The following is a 26,152-nucleotide window of genomic DNA, read 5'->3' on the forward strand; positions in this document are numbered from 1 at the left end:
ATTTAATAAAATAAAAAAAATAAATGGATATAAATTTAAAAAAAATTAATATCTTAAATCTTGATGAAAAAAAATTAAAAGAAATTATTGAATCTATCGGTGAAAAAAAATTTCGTTTTAAACAAATAATGAAATGGATATATCATAATTTTTGCGATAATTTTGATAATATGAGTAATATAAGTATAAATTTAAAAAAAAAATTAAAAAAAAAATTAGAAATTAAATTACCTGTAATACAAAATATATTATATTCCAAAGATGGAACTATAAAATATATATTAAATTTTAATAAACAAATTATTGAAACAATTTATATACCTGAAATTAATAGAAAAACAATTTGTATTTCATCTCAAGTTGGTTGTATTCTAAATTGTAAATTTTGTGCTACAGGAAAACAAGGGTTTAAAAGAAATTTAAAAGTTTCAGAAATTATAGGACAAATTTGGTGTATATCTAAAATGTTATATAATATAAATCCTAAAAAAAAAATTACTAACATAGTAATTATGGGTATGGGAGAACCATTATTAAATGTAGTTAATGTAATTAATTCAATAAAAATTATGTTAAATAACTATTGTTTAAATATAAAAAAAAATAAAATTACTTTATCAACTTCTGGAATTATTCCTGCTTTTAAAAAAATTTATGAAATTATAAATATACCATTAGCTTTTTCTTTACATGCTTCTAATAATGAATTAAGAAATTCTTTAATGCCAATAAATATAAAATATAATATAGAATCTTGTTTATCAGAAATAAATAAATATATTAAATTATCAAAATCTAATAAAATTAAATTTACAATAGAATATATAATGTTAAATAATATAAATGATAATATTTATAATGCTTATCAATTAATTAAATTATTAAAAAATATACCAAGTAAAATAAACTTAATTCCTTTTAATAAAATACCTAATACAAAATATGAAAGTAGTCCTAAAAATAAAATATATAAATTTGCTCAAATATTAAAAAAAAACGGATTAATTACTACTATAAGAAAACTACATGGAAATGATATAAATGCAGCATGTGGGCAATTATCAGGAAATATTATAAATAAAATTAAAAATAATATTTAATTTAAATTAATAATAAAAATTATAAAAATTAATAAATAATGAGAATAAATTGTTAAAAAATATAAGATCAATACGTGGAATGTACGATTATTTACCTAAGACTAATTTGATTTGGCAAAAAATTGAATATAAACTTAAAAAGGTATTAAGTAGTTATGGTTATAATGAAATAAAATTTCCAATTATAGAAAATACTAAATTATTTAAAAAATCTATAGGAAATATAACTGATATAGTAGAAAAAGAAATGTATAGTTTTAATGATAAGAGTGGTAATAATTTAACATTAAGACCAGAAGGAACGGTTAGTTGTGTTAGAGCTAGTCTTCAAAATGGTATATTATATAATCAAGAACAACGTTTATGGTATTTAGGACCTATGTTTCGTTATGAAAGACCTCAAAAAGGAAGATATCGTCAATTTCATCAATTAGGAATAGAAATATTTGGTTTACCAGAATCTAATATAGAAATAGAATTATTAATGATTACATTAAGATGGTGGAAAATATTAAACATTAATAAATATATGAAATTAGAAATAAATTATATTGGTTCTTCAGAAGAAAGATATAAATATAAAAAAGATTTAATAATATTTTTAGAAAAATATAAAAATGAGTTAGATTTAGATTGCAGAAATAGACTTTATAAAAATCCATTACGTATTTTAGATACTAAAAATTTTAAAATTTTAAAAATTCTTAAAAAAGCTCCTAATTTAAAATATTATTTAAATAATAAATCTTTATCTTATTTTAATAATTTATTATATTTTTTAAAATTTTTTAAAATAAATTATAAAATTAATCATAACTTATTTAGAGGATTAGATTATTATAATGGAACGGTTTTTGAATGGAAAACTAATTTTTTTGAAAATAAAGATATTACAATTTGTGCCGGAGGTAGATATGATAATTTAGTAAAACAAATAGGTGGATATCATACCCCAGCAATAGGATGTGCTATGGGGTTAGAAAGATTATTAATGTTATTTTCAAAATGTCAAAAAAAAAATAATTTTATTAAATATATTGATATTTATATAATTGTATATAATTTAAATAAACAATATATTTTAATTAAATTTGCTGAAATAATAAGAGATATATTACCTAAAATTAAAGTTTTTTTTGATTTTAATCATAAAAAAAAAATAAAAAAAAAAATTGTTAAAGCTAAACAAATGAAATCATCATTTGTTATAATTTTAAAAAAAAATAAAATAAAAACTAATAAACTAATTATTATAAATTTAAATAATGGTGATAAATTTATAAAAACAAAAAAACAAATAATTAAAATCTTATCAAAAATAAAAATATAAATTTATTTAAAATATTTATATAATATTATTAAAATTAATTATTATATATAAATTTTTTTTTAAATTTATTTAACTTTGAAAATAAAATGTTACCTATAATTGCTATTGTTGGTAGATCTAATGTTGGTAAATCTACTTTATTTAATATTATTACTAATTCTAATAATAAAGCTATTTTTTATAATATTAATAATGTTACTAGAGATAGAAAATATGAAATAGTAAATTATAATAATAATAAATTTATTATAATAGATACTGCTGGATTTAAAAATATAAAAGAAAATATCAAATGTTTGATATCAAAACAAATATTTATTGCTATAAAAGAATCGGACGCTGTATTTTTTATGGTTGATTCAATAACTGGTTTACTTGAAGATGATTATATATTAGCAAAATATTTAAAAAATTTATATAAAAAGGATGTATTTTTAATTATAAATAAAGTTGATAATAAAAATTTAAAATATAATTCTTATGAATTTTATAAATTAGGATTTAAAAATATATCTTTTATATCTACAGCTCATAATTATGGAATAAATAATTTTTTAAATAATAAATTAATGCCTTATATTAAAAAATTAAAAAATAAAAATATAAAATTAAAAATTAATGTTGATAATATAAATTATGATAATTTTATAAAAATAGCTATTATAGGATCTCCTAATGTTGGAAAATCTACATTAATTAATTGTTTGTGTAAATCTGAAAGAATGATTGTTGATAATAAACCTGGTACTACTAGAGATAGTACATATATACCAATTAAATATAATGATAAATTATATGTATTTATTGATACAGCTGGTATTAAAAAAAAAAACAATGTTAATAATATTATAGAAAAATTTTCTATAATGAAATCAATTAAAGAAATAAAAAATTCAAAAATTGTAATTATAATTATTGATGCAGAAATAAATATTTCACAAAAAGATTTATCTTTAATATATAAAATATTAAAATATGGTAAATCTATCATTATAGCATTTAATAAATCTGACAAAATATCTGAAGATAAAAAAATAAAAATAAAAAATAATATAATTAATAAATTTAAATATATTAATTTTATACCAATTTGTTTTATTTCTGCTCTATACAAAAAAGGTATAAATTTTTTATTTAGTTTAATAAAAAAAATAATTAATATAAAAAAAAAAAACATTAATACTTCATATTTAAATAAAATACTTCATGAATCTATTAAAAAACATCAACCTCCTATATATAATAAATATAGAATAAAACTAAAATATGTTCATATTGGTAATTATGATCCTTTCACTATAGTTATTCATGGTAATAATGTGAACGGTATTAATATTATTTATAAAAAATATTTAATTAATTATTTTAGAAATAAATTAAATATTTCTGGAACACCTATAAAAATAATTTTTAAAGAAAATAATAACCCATATATTAAAGATAAAAAAAGTAATTATAAAAGTAAATTTAAATAAAAAAAAAATATTTACTTAATTTTATATCTTATATTATTAATTTAATAAATAATATTTAAAAGAGGTTATAATGTTTAAAGGAAGTATTGTTGCATTAATAACACCCATAAAAAAAAATGGTTCTATATGTAAAAAAGATTTAACAAAACTAATTAATTATCATATTAAAAATAAAACTTCAGCTATAGTATCTGTGGGTACCACAGGTGAATCTTCTATGTTAAGTAAAAAAGAACATTGTAATTTAATTATGATGACTTTAGAAATTTCAGATGGAAGAATTCCTATAATAGCGGGAACTGGTTCTAATGATACCTCAGAAAGTATTAATTTAACTAAAAAACTTGAAAATTCTGGAATTTCGGGATGTTTAACTGTTACACCATATTATAATAGACCTACCCAAGAAGGTTTATATCAACATTTTAAATCAATTTCTGAAAGTACACATTTACCACAAATATTATATAATGTACCTTCAAGAACTGGTTGTGATTTATTACCAGAAACAATTGCTCGTTTATCAAATTTTAAAAATATAATAGGAATAAAAGAAGCCACTGGAGATTTATCTAGAGTAAATAAAATTTCTTCTTTAGTAAATAATAAAAAATTTATTATACTAAGTGGTGATGATATTACATTTCTTGATTTTATACAATTAGGAGGTCATGGAGTTATTTCAGTTACTGCTAATATCGCAGCAAAAAAAATGTCTAAAATTTGTTCTTTAGCTTTAAATAATAATTTTATAAAAGCTCGTAAGATAAATAAAAAATTAATGTATTTACATAAAGCTTTATTTATAGAATCTAATCCTATTCCTGTAAAATGGGCTGCATTTAAATTAGGTTTAATTAATAATAATATATTAAGATTACCTTTGACAAAATTATCTAAAAAATTTGAATTAATAGTTGAAAAAGCTATATGCAAAGCAGGTATTATATAATTTTTATATATATAAAATATATTTTAATAATTATTTATAATAATTATTATATCAAAATATTTTCTATAATATTTTGATATATAATACTTAATTTTTTTAATTCTAATGTATTAATATATTCATTAGGTTTATGAATTGTATTATTTTTTAAACCTAATTCTACAATTTGTTTACATATATTATAAATAAATCTTCCATCAGAAGTACCTCCATTAGTAGATATTTTAGGAAATTTTTTATTATATAAATATATAGATTTTTTAACTATATTTATTAATTTATTTTCATTTGTATAAAATGATTTTCCAGATATTTTCCAATTTATATAATATTTTAATTTATTTTTAATTAACATAATTCTAATTTTTTTTATAATATTTTTTACATTTATTATATTATTAAATCTTAAATTAAAATTTATATTTATTTTACTAGGTATTATGTTACTTAAATTATTAATATTATCAGAGTATATATTAGATATTTGTAATGTAGTTGGTTCAAAAATGATATTACCACAATCCCATTTTTTTAGTATTAAATCTTTAATAAAATTATTAGATATATGTATAGGGTTTTTAGCTAAATTAGGATAAGCTATATGACCTTGTATACCATAAATTATTAAATTAATATTTAAAGATCCTCTTCTTCCATTTTTAATAGTATCTCCAACATATTTTTCACTAGATGGTTCTCCTATAATACAATATTCTATTTTTTCTTTTTTTTTTTTTAATATTTCAATTACTTTTACAGTACCATTTATAGCTTCAGATTCTTCGTCAGAAGTTATAATAAAAGATATTCTACCTTTATGTTTAGGGTTTTTTTTAATAAAATTTTCAACAGCTATTATCATAGCTGCTAAAGATCCTTTCATATCTGCTGAACCACGACCTAACATTTTTTTTTTTTTAATAAAAGGTATAAAAGGTAAAGTTTTCCAATTATTAATATCACCAGAAGATACTACATCTGTATGTCCAGCAAATAATATAGTTTTTCCACCAATACCATGATAAGCCCAAGTATTAATAGTATTATTTATATTTATATATTTAATATTAAAACCAATTTTTTTTAAACGATTATTTATAATTATTTGGCAACCTGAATCTAATGGACTTAATGAAGGACATTTAATTAATTTTTTTGTTAAAGAAATTATATTCAACATAATTTTATATATACCTTATAATATATTATTATATTTAAATATTATATTAAATTATAAAAAAAATGAATTATATTAAAAGCAGTGTCTTAAAAATAAAAAAAAAAATAATATATTATGATTATTTATATAGAAATTTAAGTTATTCTGAAATACCTGATTATGAATATGATAAATTATTAAATAAATTTAATATTTTAAAAAAAAAATGTACTATAATTAAAAATAATATATTTAATAAAATTAAATTTAAATATTCAAATATATTAAATTTTAAAAAAAAAACTCATTTATTACCAATGTTATCATTAAAAAATACTTTTAACATTGAAGAAATATATAATTTTTATAAAAAAATATTTAAAAATTTAAAAAAAAAGTTTTATTTATGTTGTGAACTAAAAATAGATGGAATATCAATTAGTTTAATTTATAAAAAAGGAAATTTAATACAAGCAATTACTAGAGGTAATGGTTATTTAGGAGATGATATAATAGCTAACGTATTAACTATAAAAAATATTCCATTAATTTTAAAAGGTAATAATATTCCAGAAAAAATAAATATTTGTGGTGAAATATTTATAACCTATAAAAATCTTAAAAATATTAAAAAAAAAAATAATAGTTTTTTTTCTAATTCTAGAAATATAGTATCAGGTACATTAAAAAATATTAATTCTAAAATTACATCAAATAGAAATTTAACATTTTTGTGTTATAATGTTAATTTTTCAAAACAAAAATTATTTAATGAAAGTCATTTTGAATGTTTAAAAAAAGTTAATAAGTGGGGTATTCCAATACATAATTATATAAAAAAAACATATAAAATAAAAGAAATTAAAAAATTTTTTTTTTATGCAAATATTAATAGAAAATATTTTGGATTCGATAATGATGGTATAGTAATAAAAATAGATTCTAAAAAAATACAAAATAAAATTGGTTGTAACAATAAATATCCAAAATGGGCTATTGCTTATAAATTTAAGTCTCAAGAAAAAATTACTAAAGTAATTAATATAGTTTTTAATATAAGTAGATATGGTATTTTAATACCTATAGCATATATTAAACCAATTAATATTTTAGGAAGTAAAATTAGTAAAATTACTTTACATAATAAAAAAAATATAGAAATGTTAAATTTATATATAGGGGATAGTGTTATAGTAAAATATTCAGGAGATGTTATACCTCAAATTATAAAAGTAATATTATCTAAAAGAACTAAAGAAGCAAAAAAAATTATTTTTCCAACATTATGTCCTATTTGTAATTCTAAATTAAAATATATAAAAAATAAATATTTATATAAATGTAATTCAAATTTAAATTGTAGAATACAACTACAAGAAAAAATAATAAATTTTATTTCTAAAAATGGATTTAATATAACTGTTATTAAAAGAAATATAGTTTTTGAGTTAATAAAAAAAAAATATATTAAAAATATATCAGATATATTTAAATTAAATTATAAAATTTTATCTAGATTAAATACTATCAATAAATCTTTATTATACAATATTTTAATTTCTATTAATAAATCTAAAAATATACATCTATCAAATTTTATATATTCTTTAGGAATTGAAAATGTGGGTAAAATAATATCATTAAATATTGCTAATTACTTTAAATATATAAGTAAAATAATATATGCAGATATAAAAGAAATAAATTCAGTTCCTAAAATATCAAAAAAAATATCATTAAATGTATTTAATTTTATGAAAAAAAAAAAAAATAAAATAATAATTTCAAAAATATTAAAACATGTTAAAATATTTATATAATTAATTATAAAAAAATTATAAATATTATAATTAAAAAAAAAATAAATATTTTATTAAATTAATAAAATTATTATAAAATTGTTTTTAAAATGATAAATAATATATTAGACGGTAAAACATTATCAAATTATATACTTTATAATATTTATAAAAAAAATCAAAAATATAAAAAATTTGGATATAGATTACCATCTTTAGCTGTAATATTAATTGGTAATAACAAATCATCCTTATTATATGTAAAAAAAAAACATATTGCATGTAAAATAACAGGACTAATTTCTTATGCTTATAATTTATCTTATTCAGTTAATAACAAATTGTTATTTAATTTAATAAATAAATTAAATAATAACAATAATATAGATGGTATTATTATACAATTACCTTTACCATTACATATAAATACAAATAAAATTTTAGAATTAATATCAATAGAAAAAGATGTAGATGGTTTTAATCCATATAATATTGGTAAACTTTGTCAAAGAATACCTTTATTAAGACCTTGTACTTCGCTTGGAATTATAACATTGTTATCAAAATATAAAATTAATATAATAGGATTAAATGCTTTAATTATAGGAGCTTCTAATATAGTAGGTAGACCTATTAGTATGGAACTTTTATTATCAGGATGTACTATTACAATTGTTCATAGATTTACTAGAAACTTAAATTATTATATAAAAAAATCAGATTTAATAATAGTATCTGTTGGGAAAATAAATTTTATTTCAGGAAAATTAGTTAAATATGGAGTTATTATTATAGATGTAGGTATAAACTATTCTTCTAATGGTAATATTAAAGGTGATGTTAATTTTTTTAGTACTTCAATAAAATCATCATATATTACCCCCGTTCCTGGTGGTGTTGGTCCAATGACTATTTCTGCACTTATATATAATACTTTAATTACATATAAAAAAAAAAATAAATTTATTATATAAAATATTATTTTTTATATAAGTTTGTATTATTAATATTATCCTCAATTCTAATATTTAATTTATTTAATTTTTTTCTCATTTTGTCTGCTAACTTCCATTTTTTATTAATACGATAATAATTTCTTATTTTATTTATTTTATCTATATATTTATAATAAAAAAAATTTTTATCGTTTATTTTTGAAGAATATCCATTAATTTTTTTTAAAAAATCATTAGGATCATTTTTTAATAAACCTAATATTCCAGCTAATTGACGTAATCTAGCTGCAAAATTATGAACCTTAGAAGATTGTTTATTTTTTAAATTATTTATTTCTTTAGATAAACTTAATAATACAGAAAAAGATTCAGGAATATTAAAATCATCATTTATTGCTTCAAAAAAACGATTTTTAAATGTATTTCCTAATAAAATTTTAATATTAGGATTTGTGTTTTGTAATGATTTATACATAAATTTTAAAATATTAGTATATTTATTTAAACTATTAATTTTATATATTAATGGTTTTCTATAATGACGGGATAATAAAAAATATCTTATAATTTCATTATTATAATTATTTAATAAAGTTCTTATTTTTAAATCATTATTTTTTGATTTAGACATTTTATCATTATCTATCATTAACATTCCTACATGAACCCAATAGTTAATTTTATTATTTTTAAAAATACATTGTGATTGAGCTATTTCGTTTTCATGATGAGGAAAAATTAAATCTTGTCCTCCTCCATGAATATCAATTTTATTTCCTAAATATTTATTACATATGGTTGAACATTCAATATGCCAACCTGGTCTACCTATACCCCAAGGAGATAACCAACCTGGTTCATTTATTTTTGATTTTTTCCATAAAACAAAATCTATTTTATTACTATTTTTTAAAATATTTATTTTGTTTTTTTTAAAAAAATGACCATAATTATTATAAGTTTTAATAGAAAATAATATATCACCTTTATAGTTTATATAAGCATTTTTATTTTTTAATAATTTTAAAATTAATTCAATAATATTTTGTATATTATCTGTAACAAGCGGTTCTTTATTAGGTTTAAGTAAATTTAAATTATTAAAATCTTCTTTCATTTTTAATATCATACTATTAGTTAAATTTTTAATTGATATTTTTTTTTTATTAGATTTATTTATAATTTTATCATCAAAATCAGTAATATTACGTACATAATTTATTTTATAACCAAAATAAATCAAATATCTAATCATTATATCAAAAAAAACAAAAGTTCTACCATGTCCAATATGACATAAATCATAAACAGTAACTCCACATACATAAATATTTACATTTTTTTTTTTAATAGATATAAATTTTTCTTTTTTATTTTTAATAGAATTAAATATTTTTAACATTTTTATCCTATAATACTTTTTTTAATATAAATATTATAATAAATATTGATTTATTTAAAAATATACATTAATATTAATTAAATTAAATATAATAAATGTTATTATATTTATTTAATTTATTAATATAAATATATTTGCACCCTTAGCTCAGTAGGATAGAGCAATAGCCTTCTAAGCTGTAGGTCACAGGTTCGAATCCTGTAGGGTGCATTTAAATAATTTTCAAAGATTGTAAATTTGCATGATAAGATGATCTTATTAAAGGACCACAAAAAACACTTTTAAAACCAATATTATTAGCTATATTTTTAATTTTATTAAATTCTTCGATACTCCAAAATTTATGTATATTTAAATGATTTTTACTAGGTTGTAAATATTGTCCTACAGTTAACATAGTTACTTTATTTTTATATAAATCATGTAAAACATTAACAATTTCATTAAATGTTTCTCCCAATCCTACCATTATACCTGATTTAGTAGGAATATTAGGACATATATCTTTAAATTTTTTTAATAAATATAATGATTTTTTATAATTAGAACCTGGTTTAATTTTTTTATATAAACGAGGTACACTTTCTATATTATGATTAAAAATATCAGGAGTATATGAAGATAATATTTTTAAAGCATTTTTTATTTTTCCTCTAAAATCTGGAACTAAAATTTCAACTTTTATTTTATAATTATATTTTTTAATAGCTTTTATACAATTTACAAATTGTTGTGCCCCTCCATCATATAGGTCATCTCTATCAACTGATGTTATTACTACATATTTTAAACCAATTTTTTTTATTGCTTTAGCTAGATTTTTTGGTTCATCTAAAGATGGTTTAAAAGGTTTACCATATTTAATATTACAAAAAGGACATTTTCTAGTACATATAGATCCTAAAATCATAAAAGTGGCTGTATTATTATTAAAACATTCAGTTAAATTAGGACAAGAGGCTTCTTCACATACTGAATTTAAATTATACTTTCTTAAAATAGATTTTATATTTATTATTTTTTTAAAATCATAAGGTAATTTTATTTTCAATGAATAAAAATTTTTTTTTCTCATTTTTTTTTATTAATTTTTTATATTAAAAATAAATCATGTATATTAAAAAATTAATTAATATTTTTATTATTTTATTAGTTTTAATATTATTTTTTAATTCTTTAAATTGTGTCATTTTAATATTTTTATATCCGCATGGATTTATATATTTAAATGGAGATAAGTCCATATCAATATTTAATGCTAATCCATGAGATACATAACCATTATAAAAATTTAAACCTAAAGAACATATTTTTTTTTTATTAATATATATACCAGGATTTTTTTTTAAATAATATGATTTAATATTAAAATATAAAAGAGTATTAATAACTGAATTGACAATAATATAAATAAATTTTTTTATTTTAATTTTTATACGGTTTAAATCTATTAAAAAGTATATAATTTGTTGACCTAAACCATGATATGTAATATTACCTCCACGATTACTATACATAATTGGTATATTCATTATTTTTTTTTTATATTCATTACTATTTTTATGGTTTTTACCCATGGTAAAAACTGGATAATGTTCTACTAACCATATTTCATCACAAGTATTAATATTTCTTTTTTTATTAAATTTATTCATATCACAATAAACTCTATACCAATTTCGTCTACCTAAATTTTTAACAATAATATTGTTCATATAATTAATTTTATAAATATTATTTTATTATTTGTAAAAATTATTTTTTTTTATATATATATATATATATATATTAAAAAAAATATTATTTTTTTATTTTAATAAAATAGTTAAAATATACTCTATCATATTCCATATATTGTTATAAAAAACATTATAAAAATAAAATTCTATTTTATATAATAATTTTATTATTATGTAAAATTTATTAATATTTAAATTTTTTATAATTTTAATTAATAATAAACTTTCTAAATATTCAATATTATGTTTTTTTAAAATTTCATATACTAAATTAATATTATTTTTTTTTATAAAAATTTTAATTAAAATTATTATATAATATTCTAATTCTTTTACTATAACTATAATATTATAATTTTTTATTTTTAATTGATATAAAATATTTATAGAAATATTTAAATCTTTTAAAATTAAAGATTTAATAAAACATTTGTGAGTAAATATGTTCATGTTTTCTAAAATATTTTTAATATCTTTAATTTTAATATATTTTTTTTTATATAATATATATATATAATCTAATATTTTTATTAAAATTGAAATATTATTTTTATAAAAATAATTAATAAATTTTATTGATGATAAAGATAAATTAATATTTTTAATTTTAATATAATAATAAATAAAATTATCTTTTGTATAATTTTTTGTTATATCTTCTATAATAATACCAATTGATTTTATTTTATTATAAAAATAGTTTATTTTTATTAAATTATAATTTTTATTATAAATTAAAACTATTATATTATTTAAACTTGATAAATTTATTATTTTATCAATTTTATTAAATAAAATATTATTTGATATATTTATTTTTAATTTAATTATAAAAATTTTTTTTTTCTCTAAAATATTTATTTGTTGTAATAAATTTAATATTAAAATAAAATCATCTTTTTTTTTAATTGAAAAATTATAAACATTATAAATATCTTTTTTTTTTAAAATATTTATTATTTGATTTTTAATTTTTAGTTTTAAAATTTCATTTTTTTCTAAAATTAAATATATTGGAAATATATTTTTTTTTTTATAAAATTTAATAAAATTAGTTTTAATGTTATAAATTCCTATTTTTTTAAATTATATTAATATTTATTATATAATAAAATTTATAACTTTTTTTTTTATATATATTATTTTTAATATTTTTGAATTTTTTAAAATTTTATAAATTTTTTTTTTTTTAAAAATTATATCTATTATTTTTTTTTTAGAAATATTATTTGAAATTAAAAATTTTGTTTTAAACTTACCATTAATTTGTATTAAAATTAATATATTATTATTTTTATATAAATAATTATTTGTTAAAGGCCATAAAACTTCATCTATATTTTTTTTATTTCCCATTTTATTCCATAAATAAAAACTAAAATGAGGAGTAAAAGGATAAATAAGTCTTATAATAACTAATAAACATTTATTTATTATTTCATAATAATAATATTTTTTTGAAATTTTAATAATATTATTTAATAAAACCATAATTAAAGATATTGCTTTATTAAATAATTGTTTTTTTTCAATATAATTAGAAACTTTTTTTATTGTTTCATTTAAATTTGTTAATATTTTTTTACATAATTTTTCTTTTTTAATTAATTTATATTTTTTTTCATAATATATTTTTTTAAATTTTATATGTTTATATACAAAATTCCAAATTTTATTTAAAAATCTATAAATACCTTTAATACCATTATTATTCCATTTTAATTTTATAGATACTGGGGCTGCAAACATGATAAACATTCTTAATGTATCAGCTCCATAATTATTAATAATAGTTTTTGGATCTATTCCATTTTTTTTTGATTTAGACATTTTATTTATACCAGCATAAAATACTTTAGTACCATTTTTTTTATAAACTTTTATAATTTTATCGTTTTTGTTTCTTTTAATAATTAAATTTTTATTAGATAACCATTTAACAATACCATTATCTAAGCAATAAAAACTTTCATTAACTACCATACCTTGACATAAAAGTTTTTTAACTGGTTCTGATGATTTAATAAAACCTGCATCTCTAAGTAATTTATGATAAAATCTAAAATATATAAGATGCATTGTTGCATGTTCAATCCCCCCGATATATTGATCTATTGGTAACCAATAATTTGCTTTTTTAGAATTTATCATACTTTTATTAAAATTAGGACAAGTATAACGTATATAATACCAAGAAGATTCCATAAATGTATCAAAAGTATCTTTTTCTTTAAAATAAATTTTATTATTAATATTAATTTTATTTTTATCAATTAAAATTAATTTATTATTTTCTTTAAAATATTTATATTTTGATAATAAAATTGGCAAATAATTATCTGGTATAGGTTTAATAATACCATGTTTATTTTTCATCATAGGTATAGGTGCACCCCAATATCTTTGACGAGATACCCCCCAATCTTTTAAACGATAATAATATTTTAAACAACCTATTTTTTTTATCAAAATAATATCAAAAATAATATTATTAATATCTTTGAAATTTAAATTATTAAACTTATTACAATTACATATAATACTATTATTATTATTAAATATATAAGGTAAATTAGATTCATATTTTTTATCTGTAGATTTAAATATTTTTTTAATATTTAAAGAATATTTTTTTGAAAAATTAAAATCATTTTTATTATGAGCAGGAATAGATATTATAGCCTTAACCCCATAATCGTTTTTTACACAATTTGATATCCAAATAGGTATTTTATTTTTATTAAAAGGATTTATAACAAATAAATTAGTATTAATTCCAATGTTATTTAATTTATCATTTGGATATTTTATATCTATTAGTTTTTTACTAATTTTTATAAATTTATTAACACTTGTATTTATTTTACTTATTTTTTTAGAAAAATAATGATCTATAGACAAAGAGATATAAGTAACACCTAAAATATCTGATGGATTTTTTGTATATACTTTAATTATTTCATTATTATTAAAAATATTAAATTTAATTTCTATGAATTTTGATTTTCCAATCCAATTTTTTTGCATAGTTTTTACTTCTTCTGGCCAATATTTTAATTTATTTAAATCTTCTAATAATTCATCAGCATATTTAGTAATTTTAATAAACCATTGTGATATTTTTTTTTTAATAACTAAATTATTACAACGCCAACAACGATTATTTATAACTTGTTCATTAGCTAAAACTGTTTTATCAAAATTACACCAATGTACTTTTGTTTTTTTTTTATATGCAAGTTTTTTTTTATATAATTTAATAAAAAACCATTGTTCCCATTTATAATATTTAGGATCACATGTTGTAATTTCACGATTCCAATCATAACCAAAACCTAATTTTTTTAATTGTTTTTTCATATAATATATATTATTATATGTCCATTTTTTTGGTTCTACTTTTCTTTCTATAGCAGCATTTTCTGCAGGAAGTCCAAAAGCATCCCAACCTATAGTTTGTAATACATTTCTACCTAACATTCTATAATATTTAGAAATTACATCAGAAATAGTATAATTTCTTACATGGCCTAAATGTAAATTACCAGAAGGATATGGTAACATAGGTAAACAATAATATTTTTTTTTATTTTTTATTTCTTTTACTGTAAAAGTCTTTTTTTTACTCCAATATTTTTGAACATATTTTTCTATAATTTGATGACAATATTTTTCTTGCATTTTTTTTATTATATTGTTTTATTTTTTTTTAATTAATTAAAACTAAATTTAATAATATAAAATTTAAATAATTAAATATATTATTATAAAAAATAAGGATTTTTATATCCCATTGATTTCATAATACTTGTTTCTATTTTAATCATAGAAATTAAATCTTTATATAATTTATGTTTATATCCTATTAAATGTAAAATTCCATGCATAATATTATGTAAAAAAAGCGTTTCAAATTTTATTTTATATAATTTTGATTCTTTTATAATATTTTTATAACATATAACTATTTCTCCTATTATTTTAATATTTGTATTTGGTATATTTATATCATTAAATGTAATAATATTAGTAACTTTATTTTTATTAAAATATAATTTATTTAATTCTATTATTTTTTTTTTATCAACAATAACAATATTTATTTCTTTATTAATTTTTTTATATTTTGTTATAGATATTAATAAATATTGTAATTTAGATAAAGAAATTATTTTTCTTTTATATTTACACATTAATTTTAAATTACAAATAATTTTTTTCATTTTTTTATATTTATTTATTTTTTTTATATTTTAAATTTAAAAAAAAATTATATTATTTCTCCTCTTAAAGAATGAGGTTTTATACCAGTTATTTTTAAATAAATAAATTTACCTATCATTTTATTATTTCCTGAAAAATTAACTATTCTATTATTTTCAGTTCTTCCTGATAATTTTAAATTATTTTTTTTTGATATACCTTCAACTAATACTTTTTGAATACTACCTAACATTCTACGACTCCAAGATATAGTTTGTTGGTTAATTCTATTTTGTAATATATATAATCTATTTTTTTTTTCTTTAAGACTTACGTTATCTTTAAATTCAGAAGCAGGAGTTCCAGGTCTTGGTGAATAAATAAAACTAAAACTTGCATCAAAATTTATGTCATTTATTAATTTCATTGTATCTTCAAAATCACTTTTAGTTTCACCAGGAAATCCTATTATAAAATCAGAACTTATTTGTATATTAGGTCTAATTGAAGTTATTTTTTTTATTATATTTTTATATTCTTCAACTGTATATAAACGTTGCATTAATTCTAATATCTTATTAGAACCACTTTGTACTGGTAGATGTAAAAAATTTACTATTTTTGGTATATATTCATATGCTTCTATAATATCTTCTGTAAATTCAATAGGATGACTAGTTAAAAATCTAATTCTTTCTATACCATTAATATTTGATATTAAATGTAATAATGATGAAAAGTTACATATTTTACCATCATTTTTTTTACCTTTATATGCATTAACATTTTGTCCTAATAAATTAACTTCTTTAACACCATTTTTAGATAAAAAAACAATTTCTCTTATTATATCATCACATGGTCTACTTATTTCAAAACCTCTTGTATAAGGAACTATACAAAAAGTACAATATTTATTACATCCTTCCATAATTGATATTAAAGCTGTAGATTTAAAGTTTTTTTTAAAATTAAAATAATAATCAAATTTTTTTATTTTACCAAAATTTATTTTTATTACAGTTTTATTATTTTTTAAAAAATTATCTATCATATTAGGTAAATCATGTATATTCTGTGGTCCAAATATAATATTTACATATTTAGCTCTTTTTAATATTTCTTCACCTTCTTGTGAAGCAACACAACCACCAACACAAATAATAATTTTGGGATTTTTTTTTTTTATTTTTTTCCATCTTCCTAATTGATGAAAAACTTTTTCTTGAGATTTATCTCTTATAGAACATGTATTTAAAATTAATATGTCAGCTTCTAAATCTATTTTAGTAATCAAATATTTTTTTTTATTCAAAATATTTATTATTTTAGAGGAATCATACACATTCATTTGACAACCCCAAGTTTTAATATATAGTTTTTTAATCATTTATTTTTTTATACATTAATATTATAAATGTTACTTATAATATATTATTTTTTTTAATTAAAAATATAATTATTATATACTAATTATTAAAAAAACTTATAATATGGCTACGACAGGAATCGAACCTGTGACCTCAGCGTTATGAGTGCTGTGCTCTAACCTTCTGAGCTACGTAGCCATAATACAAACTCTGGGGTACCTGGATTCGAACCAGGGAATGCCGGTATCAAAAACCGGTGCCTTACCACTTGGCTATACCCCAAAAAAAAATGCGGAGAACGAGATTTGAACTCGCATACCTTATAAGGGGTGCCAGATCCTAAATCTGGTGCGTCTACCATTGCGCCATCTCCGCTTTATTATAATAAAAAAATATATTATTAAATATTTATATTATAATAAAATAAAATAAATATAAATATAGGTAAAAATTTGAATAAAACAAAAAATAACTTTATATATAATATTATAACTAAAGATTTGAAAAAATGCAAACATAAAAAAATATATACTAGATTTCCCCCAGAACCAAATGGTTATTTACATATTGGTCATGCTAAATCTATATTATTAAATTTTAATATAGCAAAAAAATTTAATGGAATATGTAATTTAAGATTAGACGATACAAATCCATCTAAAGAAAACAAAAAATATGTTAATTCTATTAAATATGATATTAAATGGTTAGGATTTAAATTTTATTATGATATATATTATACTTCACAATATTTTTATTTATTATATAAATTTTCTATAAAATTAATTAAAAATGGATTAGCATATATAGATGAATTAAATAAACATCAAATTAGTAAATATAAAGGTAATTTTAATAATTTAGGTAAAAATAGTCCTTATAGAAAACGAAGTATAAATGAAAATTTAATTTTTTTTAAAAAAATGAAAAATGGTTTTTTTAATAATGGTAAAATATCTTTAAGAGCTAAAATAAATATGTTATCTCCTAATATTCTAATGAGAGATCCTATATTGTATAGAATTAAATTTAATAAACATTATAAAACGAAATATATATGGTGTATATACCCTATGTATGATTTTGCTCATTGTTTATCAGATTATATAGAAAAAATAACTCATTCTTTATGTACATTAGAATTTCAAGATAATAAAATTTTATATGATTGGTTTTTAAATAATCTTAAAATTTTTAATAAACCTAAACAATATGAATTTTCTAGATTAAATATAGAATACAATGTTATTTCTAAAAGAAAGTTGTCAATATTAATTAAAAAAAAAATAATTACAGGATGGGATGATCCTCGTATAGTCACTTTATCTGGATTACGTAATAGAGGTTACACATCTAATTCTATTTTAAATTTCTGTAATTCTATAGGAGTAACTAGACAAAATAGTTTAATTAAAATTTCTTTTTTAGAAAATTTTATTCGTAAAGAATTAAATATAAAATCACAAAGATTAATTGCTGTTTTAAATCCTATTAAAATTATAATAGAAAATTTTAATAAAATAAAAGAAAAAATTTTAATTCCAAATCATCCACAAAACAAAAATATGGGTAAAAGAAAATATGTTTTTAGTAAAGAAATATATATTGATAATAAAGATTTTAAAGAAAAAAAAACAAATGGTTATAGAGGTTTAACTATAGGTAATAAAGTAAAATTAAGATATTCTTACATTATAAAAGCTAAAAAAATAAAAAAAGATAAAAATGGTAATATAATATATATATTATGTAAATATTACAAAAATAGAAAAAAAAATAATGTAAATGGTATTATTCATTGGATATCTAAATTATATTCTATACCTGCAATATTTTTTTTATATTATAATTTATTTAAAATATCTAATCCAGAAAATAAAAAAAATTTTATTAAATATATTAATAAAAAATCTTTAGTAATTAATAGAGGATTTATAGAAAAAAACATAAAAAATATAAATAATTTTTCTTATCAGTTTGAAAGAAAAGGTTATTTTTGTTTAAATAAAAATTTTAAAAATAATAATATTTTTTATTTTAATAGAATTGTTAAATTAAAAAATATAATATAATTATCATTATAATAATTTTTATAAAATCATTATAATAATAATTAAATATTTATTTTATTATAACTTTTTAATTAATATATTTATGAAACAAAAAAAAATATGGCATGAAAAATTTAATAAATATTGTGGACAATATTTAACTATTGATAAAGAATTATATAAAGAATCTACAAAATACCAAGATTTATTTTTTTTCAAAAATAAAATTTTTGGAAATATTTTATCATTAAATGATGTTATTAAAACTACTGAATATGATGAATTTATATATAATGAAATGATTGTACATGTACCTATGATATCACACGGTTCTGCAAAAAATATATTAATTATAGGTGGAGGAGACGGAGGAATTTTAAGAGAATTATTAAAATATGATACAATAAAAAAAATAACAATGGTTGAAAATGATATTAAAATAATTAAATATTGTAAAATATATCTACCTAATAGTAGTTTAAATTCATTTAAAAATTCAAAATTAAAATTAAAAATAAATGATGGGTTTGAATTTATTAAAAAAAACAAAGATAAATTTGATATAATTATTTCAGATATTTCTAGTAAAATAGAATTAAACTCAAAATTTTTTTCTTTGAAATTTTATATAAATTGTAAAAAATGTTTAAATAATAATGGTATATTTATAATTCAAAATGGAATTATTCCTATACAAAAATCTATGGTAATTAAAAATATTTCTATTATAAAAAAAATTTTTAATAATGTAAATTTATATCAAACATTTATTCCTAGTTACTATGGCGGAGCTACAACTTTTTTATATGCTACTAATAATTTAATAAAAATTGATAATGAATATGATAAAATTTATAAAAAATTTATAAAATATAAAATAATATGTAAATATTATAATACTTTAACACATATTAATAGTTTTATATTACCAGAATATATTTTAAATAATATATAATTAATAAAATAATAAACTAAAAAATATTATATTTTAAATAAAATTAATTAAAAAAAATAAATAATAATATTTTAATATTATTAATATTTATATAATAAATATTAATAATAATTTTTAATATGAAAATAACTAAAAAATTTTAATTATTTTTAATATAAATTCTAAAAGGAATAATTATATATGAAAGCTTTAAATTTAAAAAAAATAAATAAAATATATGGTAATAAAAAAGTTATTAATAATATAAATTTAATAATTAAAAAGGGTGATTTTTATGCATTACTTGGTCCTAATGGAGCAGGAAAATCTACTCTTATAAATATAATTTCTGGTTTAACAAAAAAAAATTCAGGTGAAGTATATATTTTTGGAAAAAATATAGATAAATATAAATTTATATCAAAATTTTTAATAGGATTAGTTCCACAAGAATTTAATTGTAATTTATTTGAAAATATAAAACAAATTTTATTATATTATGCTGGATATTATGGAATAGAATATGATATAGCTAATAAAAGAGCTAATAAATATTTAATTAAATTAAATTTATGGAATAAACGTCATTTAAATTTTAAAAAACTATCTGGTGGTATGAAAAGAAGATTGATGATAGCAAGATCATTAATGAGTAAACCAAAATTATTAATTTTAGATGAGCCTACATCTGGAGTTGATATAGAATTAAGAAGATCAATGTGGTTATTTTTGAAAGAATTAAATAAAAAGGGTACAACTATAATATTAACAACTCATTATTTGGAAGAAGCTGAACTTTTATGTAATCATGCAGGAATAATTTATAATGGAACTTTAATAGAAAATACTTCTATGCAAGTTTTATTAAAAAAATTAGATTCAGAGGTATTTATTTTTCACATTAATAAAAAAAAAAAATGTATAATATTAAATAATTTTCATTATAAATATATTGATGAATATAATTTAGAAATTGAAGTTAAATGTGGTCAATATTTAAATGATGTTTTTTTACAACTACATAAACAAAATATAAAAATTTTAAGTATAAGAAATAAAGTTAGTAGATTAGAAAAACTATTTATTGATAAATTAAAAATTAAGGAAAAATTATAAATGATAAATTTTTATTTAATATCTTTAATAAATATTATACATAAAGAAATATCTAGATTTACAAGGATTTGGATACAAACCTTAATTCCTCCAATTATAAATATGACTTTATACTTTATAATTTTTGGTAATATTATGAATAATGATATAAAAAAAATAGAAGGTTTTAATTATTTACAATTTATTGTTCCAGGATTAATTATAATGGTTATAATTAATAATTCTTATAGCAATGTATCTTCCTCCTTTTTTAATTCTAAATTTCAAAGAAATATTGAAGAAATAATTATATCACCAATATCAACACATATTACTATTATAGGATATATATGTGGTAGTATAGTAAGATCTTTATTTATTAGTAATTTATTAATATTAATATCATTATTTTTTATAAATTATAAAATTCATTCATGGATAACAATTTTTTTTATTATTATTCTTACTTCAACATTATTTTCTTTAATAGGGTTATTAAGTGCTATAATGGCAAAAACATTTGACGATATTAGTTTAATTCCAACTTTAGTTTTAACTCCTTTAAACTATTTAGGTGGTATATTTTATTCTATTAGATGTTTATCTGATTTTTGGAAAAAAATTTCTTTAATTAATCCAATAACTTACATGATTAGTGGTTTAAGATATGGTTTTATTGGTATAAATTTCATACCAATAAAATATATAATAATTATTTTGTTTTTTTTAACTTTCTTTTTTTATATCATTACATGGTATTTCCTTAAAAAAAAATTATTTAATTAATAAATATTTTTTTTATTTTTAAATATTAATAATATATATTATAAATAACTATTTATTATTGATTTTAAAATTTTATTAATGTCATAAACATTACCATTACCATAAATTCTATAATATATTATTCTTCCTGAAAGATTTTGTCTATTATAAAAAGATGATAATAAAATATTATTTTTATAATATAACATTAATCTTTTAAGCAATGTTTCTTCGTTATCATCATTTCTTCTAATTAATTTTTCTCCGGTAAAATCATCAATACCTTTATTGATAGGAGGAAAAAATTTAGTATTATATATTCTTCCTGATATTGGATGTATAAGTCTTCCTTTTACTCTATCAAAAATTATTTCATTAAGAGTTAATAATTCTAAAACCAAATATATAGATGAACCAAAATATTTTTTAAAAAAAATAGCTTGATTAATACTTCTAGGAAAACCATCTAGTATAAAACCATTACAACAATCTGATTTTAATAATCTTCTTACTACCATTGAAATTATTAAACTATTATTTACTAATTGACCTTTTTTCATAATATTATTTATATCTTTATATTTTTCTTTATTTTTATAAACAATAAATCTTAACAAATCTCCTGCAGAAATATGAGGAATATTGTATTGATTAGAAATTATTTTAGCTTGGGTACCCTTACCAGATCCAGGTGATCCTAATAAAACAATATACATAAATTTATTTCCTTTTTTTTATTATATTAATAATTTATTTATAATTTTAATAAATTTATTTGGATTATTTAAAAAACCTTGTTCAATCAATAAAGATTGATTTAATAATAAATATACCCAATCTTTAAAAATTATATCATCTTTAATATTAATGATTTTTTTAATTAATTTATTATTAGGATTTATTTCTAAAATATATTTAACTTTTGGAGCTTTTTGACCGACTGAAGTTAATAATTTAAACATTTGAGTACTAATATCATTTTTATCAGTTTTTAATATAACCGGAATATTATCAACCATGTTATAAGATAACTTAACTTCTTTTATTTTATCTTTTAATATATTTTTTATACGATTTAAAAAAACAGTAAAATCATTATTATTTTTTATATTTGATTTTTTATCTTTTTTTATAATTTCATCTACAGAATTATCAGATGTACTAATAGATTGAAATTTATTTCCTTGAAATTCTATTATATTATTAATAACCCATTCATCTATTCTATCAAATAACAATAAAACTTCTATTTTTTCTTTATAAAAAAAATCTAAATGTGGACTATTTTTAGCAGATTTAAAGCTATCAGCAGTAATATAATAAATTTTATTTTGATTAGGTTTCATTCTAGAAATATATTTTTTTAATGAAATTACTTTTGTACTATCATCATTAAAAGATGATGAAAATCTTAATAGATCAATAATATAATCTTTATTATCTAAATCTTCTACTACCCCTTCTTTTAAAATTAATCCGAATTCTTTCCAAAAAATTTTGAATTTATCTTTATCTTTAGATAATTTAATAATCATTTTAATTATTCTTTTAGTTAAAGATAATTTTATATTTCTTATTATATTATTATTTTGTAATAATTCTCTAGATATATTTAAAGGTAAATCTTTAGAATCAATTATACCTTTTACAAAACGTAAATAATATGGTAAAAATTTTTTAATATCTTCCATAATAAATACACGTTGAATATAAAGTTTTAATTCACCTTTATAATTTCTATTCCATATTTGTTCTGATATTTTTGAAGGTATATATATTAAATTTATATATTCATATTTACCTTCTACAAAATTATGACTCCATATTAAAGGATCATTTATTTGATTAAAAGTATTTTTATAAAAATCTATATATTTTTTTTTATCAATTTCAGATTTATTAACTAACCATAATGCTTTAGTTTTATTTATTTTATTCCATTTTTTTATATTATTATTTTTATCTTTAGTTTCAATTTCAATTGGTATTGAAATATGATTAGAGTATTTATTTACTATATTTTTAATAATATCTTTATTTAAAAAATTATTTTCTTTTGAACGTAAATATAAAATAATTTCTGTACCATTGTTTTTTTTATTAATATTTTCAATAGAATATTTACCATCTCCATTAGAAGACCATAATACAGCATCTGTATTTTTTAAAGCAGATTTAGTAATTACAGAAACTTTATTAGCAACCATGAAAGAAGAATAAAAACCAACACCAAATTTTCCAATCATATTATTTTTTATATTTTTTTTTTCTTTTAAAGATTTTATAAATTCTTTAGTTCCAGATTTAGCAATAGTACCTAAGTTATTAATAACTTCTTCTTTGGTCATACCAATACCATTATCTATTATTTTTAATTTTTTTTTTTTATCATTTACTGAAATTCTTATATGAGGTTTATCAATTTTTTCATAAAGATCTGGATTAGAAATATTATTAAATCTTAACTTATCAATAGCATCAGAAGCATTAGATATTAATTCTCTTAAAAAAATTTCTTTATTAGAATATAATGAATGTATCATTATATTTAATAATTGTTTAATCTCTGTTTTAAAACCATATGTTATTTTATTATCTGTTTTCATATTATTTCCATTAAAAAAAATAATAAAATTATTTTAATTTTATTATATTTTTATAAATATTAAAATTATTACAATATTTTATTTAATTAATTAAATATTAAAAAAAATTATATAATATTTTTATTATTAATTGTTAATATTTCTAAAATAATCATTTCAAAACCTATATATAAATTAGGCGCTAAATATAAATTTTTAGTGCCTTTTATTAAAATTTTATAATATAGTTTTATTTCTTCTAATGATGTTAAGTTAGATAAATTCTTAATACGATCATAATAAATATAATATTTATGATTTTTTTTTATTATAATATTAAATTTACATAAATATATTTGATGTATAATATTTATAATATCATATATAAATAAATTCCAATTTATATTTTTTGTAGAAATATTTTTTATTAAATTGATTGTTTTTTCATATTTTTTATAAAAAATATATTCTAATAAAATTAAAGAATTTTCTATATCTATTAAACCTAGCATTTTATTAACATTACTATTTAATATTTTTTTTTTACCTAAAATAATTGCTTGATCTGTTAGATTTAAAGCATCACGCATACTTCCATTTGCAAAATTAGATAAAGATAATATTGCTTTTTTTTCAAAAATTATTTTTTCTTTTTTAAGTATTTTAACTATACTTTTATTTATTTCATAATTACTAATTTTATTTAAATAAAAATGTAAACATCTTGATAAAACAGTTTCAGGAATTTTTTGAGGATCAGTAGTTGCTAATATAAATATAATATGACTAGGAGGGTTTTCTAATATTTTTAATAAAGCATTAAAACTATATTTAGATAACATATGAACTTCATCTATAATATAAATTTTAAACCTTCCAATTATAGGTAAATATTTTATGTTATCTAATAAATCTTTTATATCTTCTATTTTAGTTTTAGAAGCACCATCTATTTCTATAACATCTATAAAATTATTTTTTTCTATTTTAATACAATTAACACATTTTCTACATGGTTTATAAGAAATTTTAATTTTACAATTTAAACTTTTAGCTAATATTCTAGCTATAGAAGTTTTTCCAACTCCATAAGAACCTGAAAATAACCAAATATGATTTATATATTTCATATCTAAACTATTTTTTATAGCCATTACTATATATTTTTGTCCTACAACCTTATCTAAAGATTGAGGTCTATACTTTAAAGATAATATTAAATTATTCATATTTATTT

At 16.8% G+C, this 26,152-nt stretch carries 21 protein-coding genes and 4 tRNA genes; 11 read left to right on the plus strand and 14 right to left on the minus strand.

Translation table 11 applies throughout. The features are described 5' to 3' along the window. The first annotated feature begins 23 nt into the window (after positions 1-23). The 4 genes from rlmN to dapA all read left to right on the plus strand — a co-directional run bounded on the left by rlmN (position 24) and on the right by dapA (position 4,857). Entirely contained in the window at positions 24-1,100 is a 1,077-nt protein-coding gene (gene rlmN / locus GFK87_RS00495; RefSeq protein WP_226799216.1) for a 23S rRNA (adenine(2503)-C(2))-methyltransferase RlmN, read from the plus strand. Positions 1,101-1,149: 49 nt separating this feature from the next. Beyond that, positions 1,150-2,430 carry a histidine--tRNA ligase gene (gene hisS, locus GFK87_RS00500; RefSeq protein ID WP_226799217.1) on the plus strand — a complete coding sequence of 427 codons (1,281 nt, stop codon included), beginning with the start codon at positions 1,150-1,152 and terminating at the stop codon, positions 2,428-2,430. A gap of 86 nt (positions 2,431-2,516) precedes the next feature. Next, entirely contained in the window at positions 2,517-3,905 is a 1,389-nt protein-coding gene (der, locus tag GFK87_RS00505) for a ribosome biogenesis GTPase Der (RefSeq protein ID WP_226799218.1), read from the plus strand. Positions 3,906-3,975: 70 nt separating this feature from the next. Then, positions 3,976-4,857, plus strand: a complete 882-nt coding sequence (dapA, locus tag GFK87_RS00510; protein WP_226799219.1) for a 4-hydroxy-tetrahydrodipicolinate synthase — start codon at positions 3,976-3,978, stop codon at positions 4,855-4,857. Between the two features lie 46 nt (positions 4,858-4,903). Here the strand turns inward: dapA and dapE are convergent, their stop codons facing one another. Continuing rightward, on the minus strand, positions 4,904-6,037 hold the full coding sequence (gene dapE, locus GFK87_RS00515) for a succinyl-diaminopimelate desuccinylase (protein ID WP_320411429.1): 1,134 nt from the start codon (positions 6,035-6,037) through the stop codon (positions 4,904-4,906). A gap of 62 nt (positions 6,038-6,099) precedes the next feature. Here dapE and ligA point away from each other — a divergent pair, with 62 nt between their 5' ends. Both ligA and folD read left to right on the plus strand, forming a co-directional pair. Next, positions 6,100-7,836, plus strand: a complete 1,737-nt coding sequence (gene ligA / locus GFK87_RS00520) for an NAD-dependent DNA ligase LigA (RefSeq protein ID WP_226799220.1) — start codon at positions 6,100-6,102, stop codon at positions 7,834-7,836. 89 nt (positions 7,837-7,925) lie between these two features. Then, complete coding sequence (folD, locus tag GFK87_RS00525; RefSeq protein ID WP_226799222.1) at positions 7,926-8,789, plus strand: bifunctional methylenetetrahydrofolate dehydrogenase/methenyltetrahydrofolate cyclohydrolase FolD; 864 nt, start codon at positions 7,926-7,928, stop codon at positions 8,787-8,789. 4 nt (positions 8,790-8,793) lie between these two features. On the opposite strand, the gene cysS is transcribed toward folD, so the two are convergent. Next, positions 8,794-10,173 carry a cysteine--tRNA ligase gene (gene cysS / locus GFK87_RS00530; RefSeq protein ID WP_226799223.1) on the minus strand — a complete coding sequence of 460 codons (1,380 nt, stop codon included), beginning with the start codon at positions 10,171-10,173 and terminating at the stop codon, positions 8,794-8,796. 136 nt (positions 10,174-10,309) lie between these two features. Here cysS and GFK87_RS00535 point away from each other — a divergent pair. Further along, positions 10,310-10,383 (plus strand) — tRNA-Arg (locus tag GFK87_RS00535). Position 10,384: 1 nt separating this feature from the next. Here the strand turns inward: GFK87_RS00535 and lipA are convergent. The 9 genes from lipA to GFK87_RS00580 form a co-directional block, all read right to left on the minus strand. Further along, the gene (lipA, locus tag GFK87_RS00540; protein ID WP_226799224.1) at positions 10,385-11,248 is read right to left on the minus strand and encodes a lipoyl synthase; all 864 of its coding nucleotides are present in this window, start codon (positions 11,246-11,248) and stop codon (positions 10,385-10,387) included. 22 nt (positions 11,249-11,270) lie between these two features. Further along, positions 11,271-11,888, minus strand: coding sequence for a lipoyl(octanoyl) transferase LipB (lipB, locus tag GFK87_RS00545; RefSeq protein ID WP_226799225.1), 618 nt, complete (start codon positions 11,886-11,888; stop codon positions 11,271-11,273). A gap of 93 nt (positions 11,889-11,981) precedes the next feature. After that, a complete protein-coding gene (locus GFK87_RS00550) occupies positions 11,982-12,362 on the minus strand; it encodes a hypothetical protein (protein ID WP_226799227.1) in 381 nt (126 codons plus the stop codon). A gap of 651 nt (positions 12,363-13,013) precedes the next feature. Further along, positions 13,014-15,593: a leucine--tRNA ligase gene (gene leuS / locus GFK87_RS00555; RefSeq protein WP_226799228.1), complete on the minus strand. Its 2,580-nt coding sequence runs from the start codon at positions 15,591-15,593 to the stop codon at positions 13,014-13,016. Positions 15,594-15,676: 83 nt separating this feature from the next. Next, complete coding sequence (gene ybeY, locus GFK87_RS00560) at positions 15,677-16,135, minus strand: rRNA maturation RNase YbeY (RefSeq protein WP_226799230.1); 459 nt, start codon at positions 16,133-16,135, stop codon at positions 15,677-15,679. Between the two features lie 47 nt (positions 16,136-16,182). Beyond that, positions 16,183-17,505, minus strand: a complete 1,323-nt coding sequence (gene miaB / locus GFK87_RS00565; protein WP_226799231.1) for a tRNA (N6-isopentenyl adenosine(37)-C2)-methylthiotransferase MiaB — start codon at positions 17,503-17,505, stop codon at positions 16,183-16,185. Positions 17,506-17,609: 104 nt separating this feature from the next. Continuing rightward, positions 17,610-17,683, minus strand: a tRNA-Met gene (locus tag GFK87_RS00570). A 12-nt stretch (positions 17,684-17,695) separates the two neighbouring features. Beyond that, positions 17,696-17,767: transfer RNA gene (locus GFK87_RS00575), tRNA-Gln, on the minus strand. An 8-nt stretch (positions 17,768-17,775) separates the two neighbouring features. Continuing rightward, positions 17,776-17,860 (minus strand) — tRNA-Leu (locus GFK87_RS00580). A 77-nt stretch (positions 17,861-17,937) separates the two neighbouring features. On the opposite strand from GFK87_RS00580, the gene GFK87_RS00585 reads away from it, so the two are divergent. The 4 genes from GFK87_RS00585 to GFK87_RS00600 all read left to right on the plus strand — a co-directional run bounded on the left by GFK87_RS00585 (position 17,938) and on the right by GFK87_RS00600 (position 22,351). Then, the gene (locus GFK87_RS00585; protein ID WP_226799232.1) at positions 17,938-19,557 is read left to right on the plus strand and encodes a glutamine--tRNA ligase/YqeY domain fusion protein; all 1,620 of its coding nucleotides are present in this window, start codon (positions 17,938-17,940) and stop codon (positions 19,555-19,557) included. Positions 19,558-19,639: 82 nt separating this feature from the next. Beyond that, positions 19,640-20,491, plus strand: coding sequence for a polyamine aminopropyltransferase (gene speE / locus GFK87_RS00590; RefSeq protein ID WP_226799233.1), 852 nt, complete (start codon positions 19,640-19,642; stop codon positions 20,489-20,491). 180 nt (positions 20,492-20,671) lie between these two features. Continuing rightward, positions 20,672-21,586, plus strand: a complete 915-nt coding sequence (locus tag GFK87_RS00595) for an ABC transporter ATP-binding protein (protein WP_226799235.1) — start codon at positions 20,672-20,674, stop codon at positions 21,584-21,586. Then, positions 21,587-22,351 (plus strand): ABC transporter permease, encoded by a 765-nt coding sequence (locus GFK87_RS00600; RefSeq protein ID WP_226799237.1) that lies wholly within the window; start codon positions 21,587-21,589, stop codon positions 22,349-22,351. Positions 22,352-22,389: 38 nt separating this feature from the next. Here GFK87_RS00600 and GFK87_RS00605 read toward each other — a convergent pair whose 3' ends face one another. The 3 genes from GFK87_RS00605 to dnaX form a co-directional block, all read right to left on the minus strand. Continuing rightward, positions 22,390-23,046, minus strand: coding sequence for a nucleoside monophosphate kinase (locus tag GFK87_RS00605; protein WP_226799239.1), 657 nt, complete (start codon positions 23,044-23,046; stop codon positions 22,390-22,392). Between the two features lie 21 nt (positions 23,047-23,067). Then, the gene (htpG, locus tag GFK87_RS00610) at positions 23,068-24,936 is read right to left on the minus strand and encodes a molecular chaperone HtpG (RefSeq protein ID WP_226799241.1); all 1,869 of its coding nucleotides are present in this window, start codon (positions 24,934-24,936) and stop codon (positions 23,068-23,070) included. 107 nt (positions 24,937-25,043) lie between these two features. Beyond that, positions 25,044-26,144 carry a DNA polymerase III subunit gamma/tau gene (gene dnaX, locus GFK87_RS00615; protein ID WP_226799243.1) on the minus strand — a complete coding sequence of 367 codons (1,101 nt, stop codon included), beginning with the start codon at positions 26,142-26,144 and terminating at the stop codon, positions 25,044-25,046. Positions 26,145-26,152 lie beyond the last annotated feature (8 nt).

It is taken from the genome of Candidatus Annandia pinicola, from assembly GCF_020541245.1.
Lineage (GTDB): Bacteria > Pseudomonadota > Gammaproteobacteria > Enterobacterales > Enterobacteriaceae_A > Annandia > Annandia pinicola.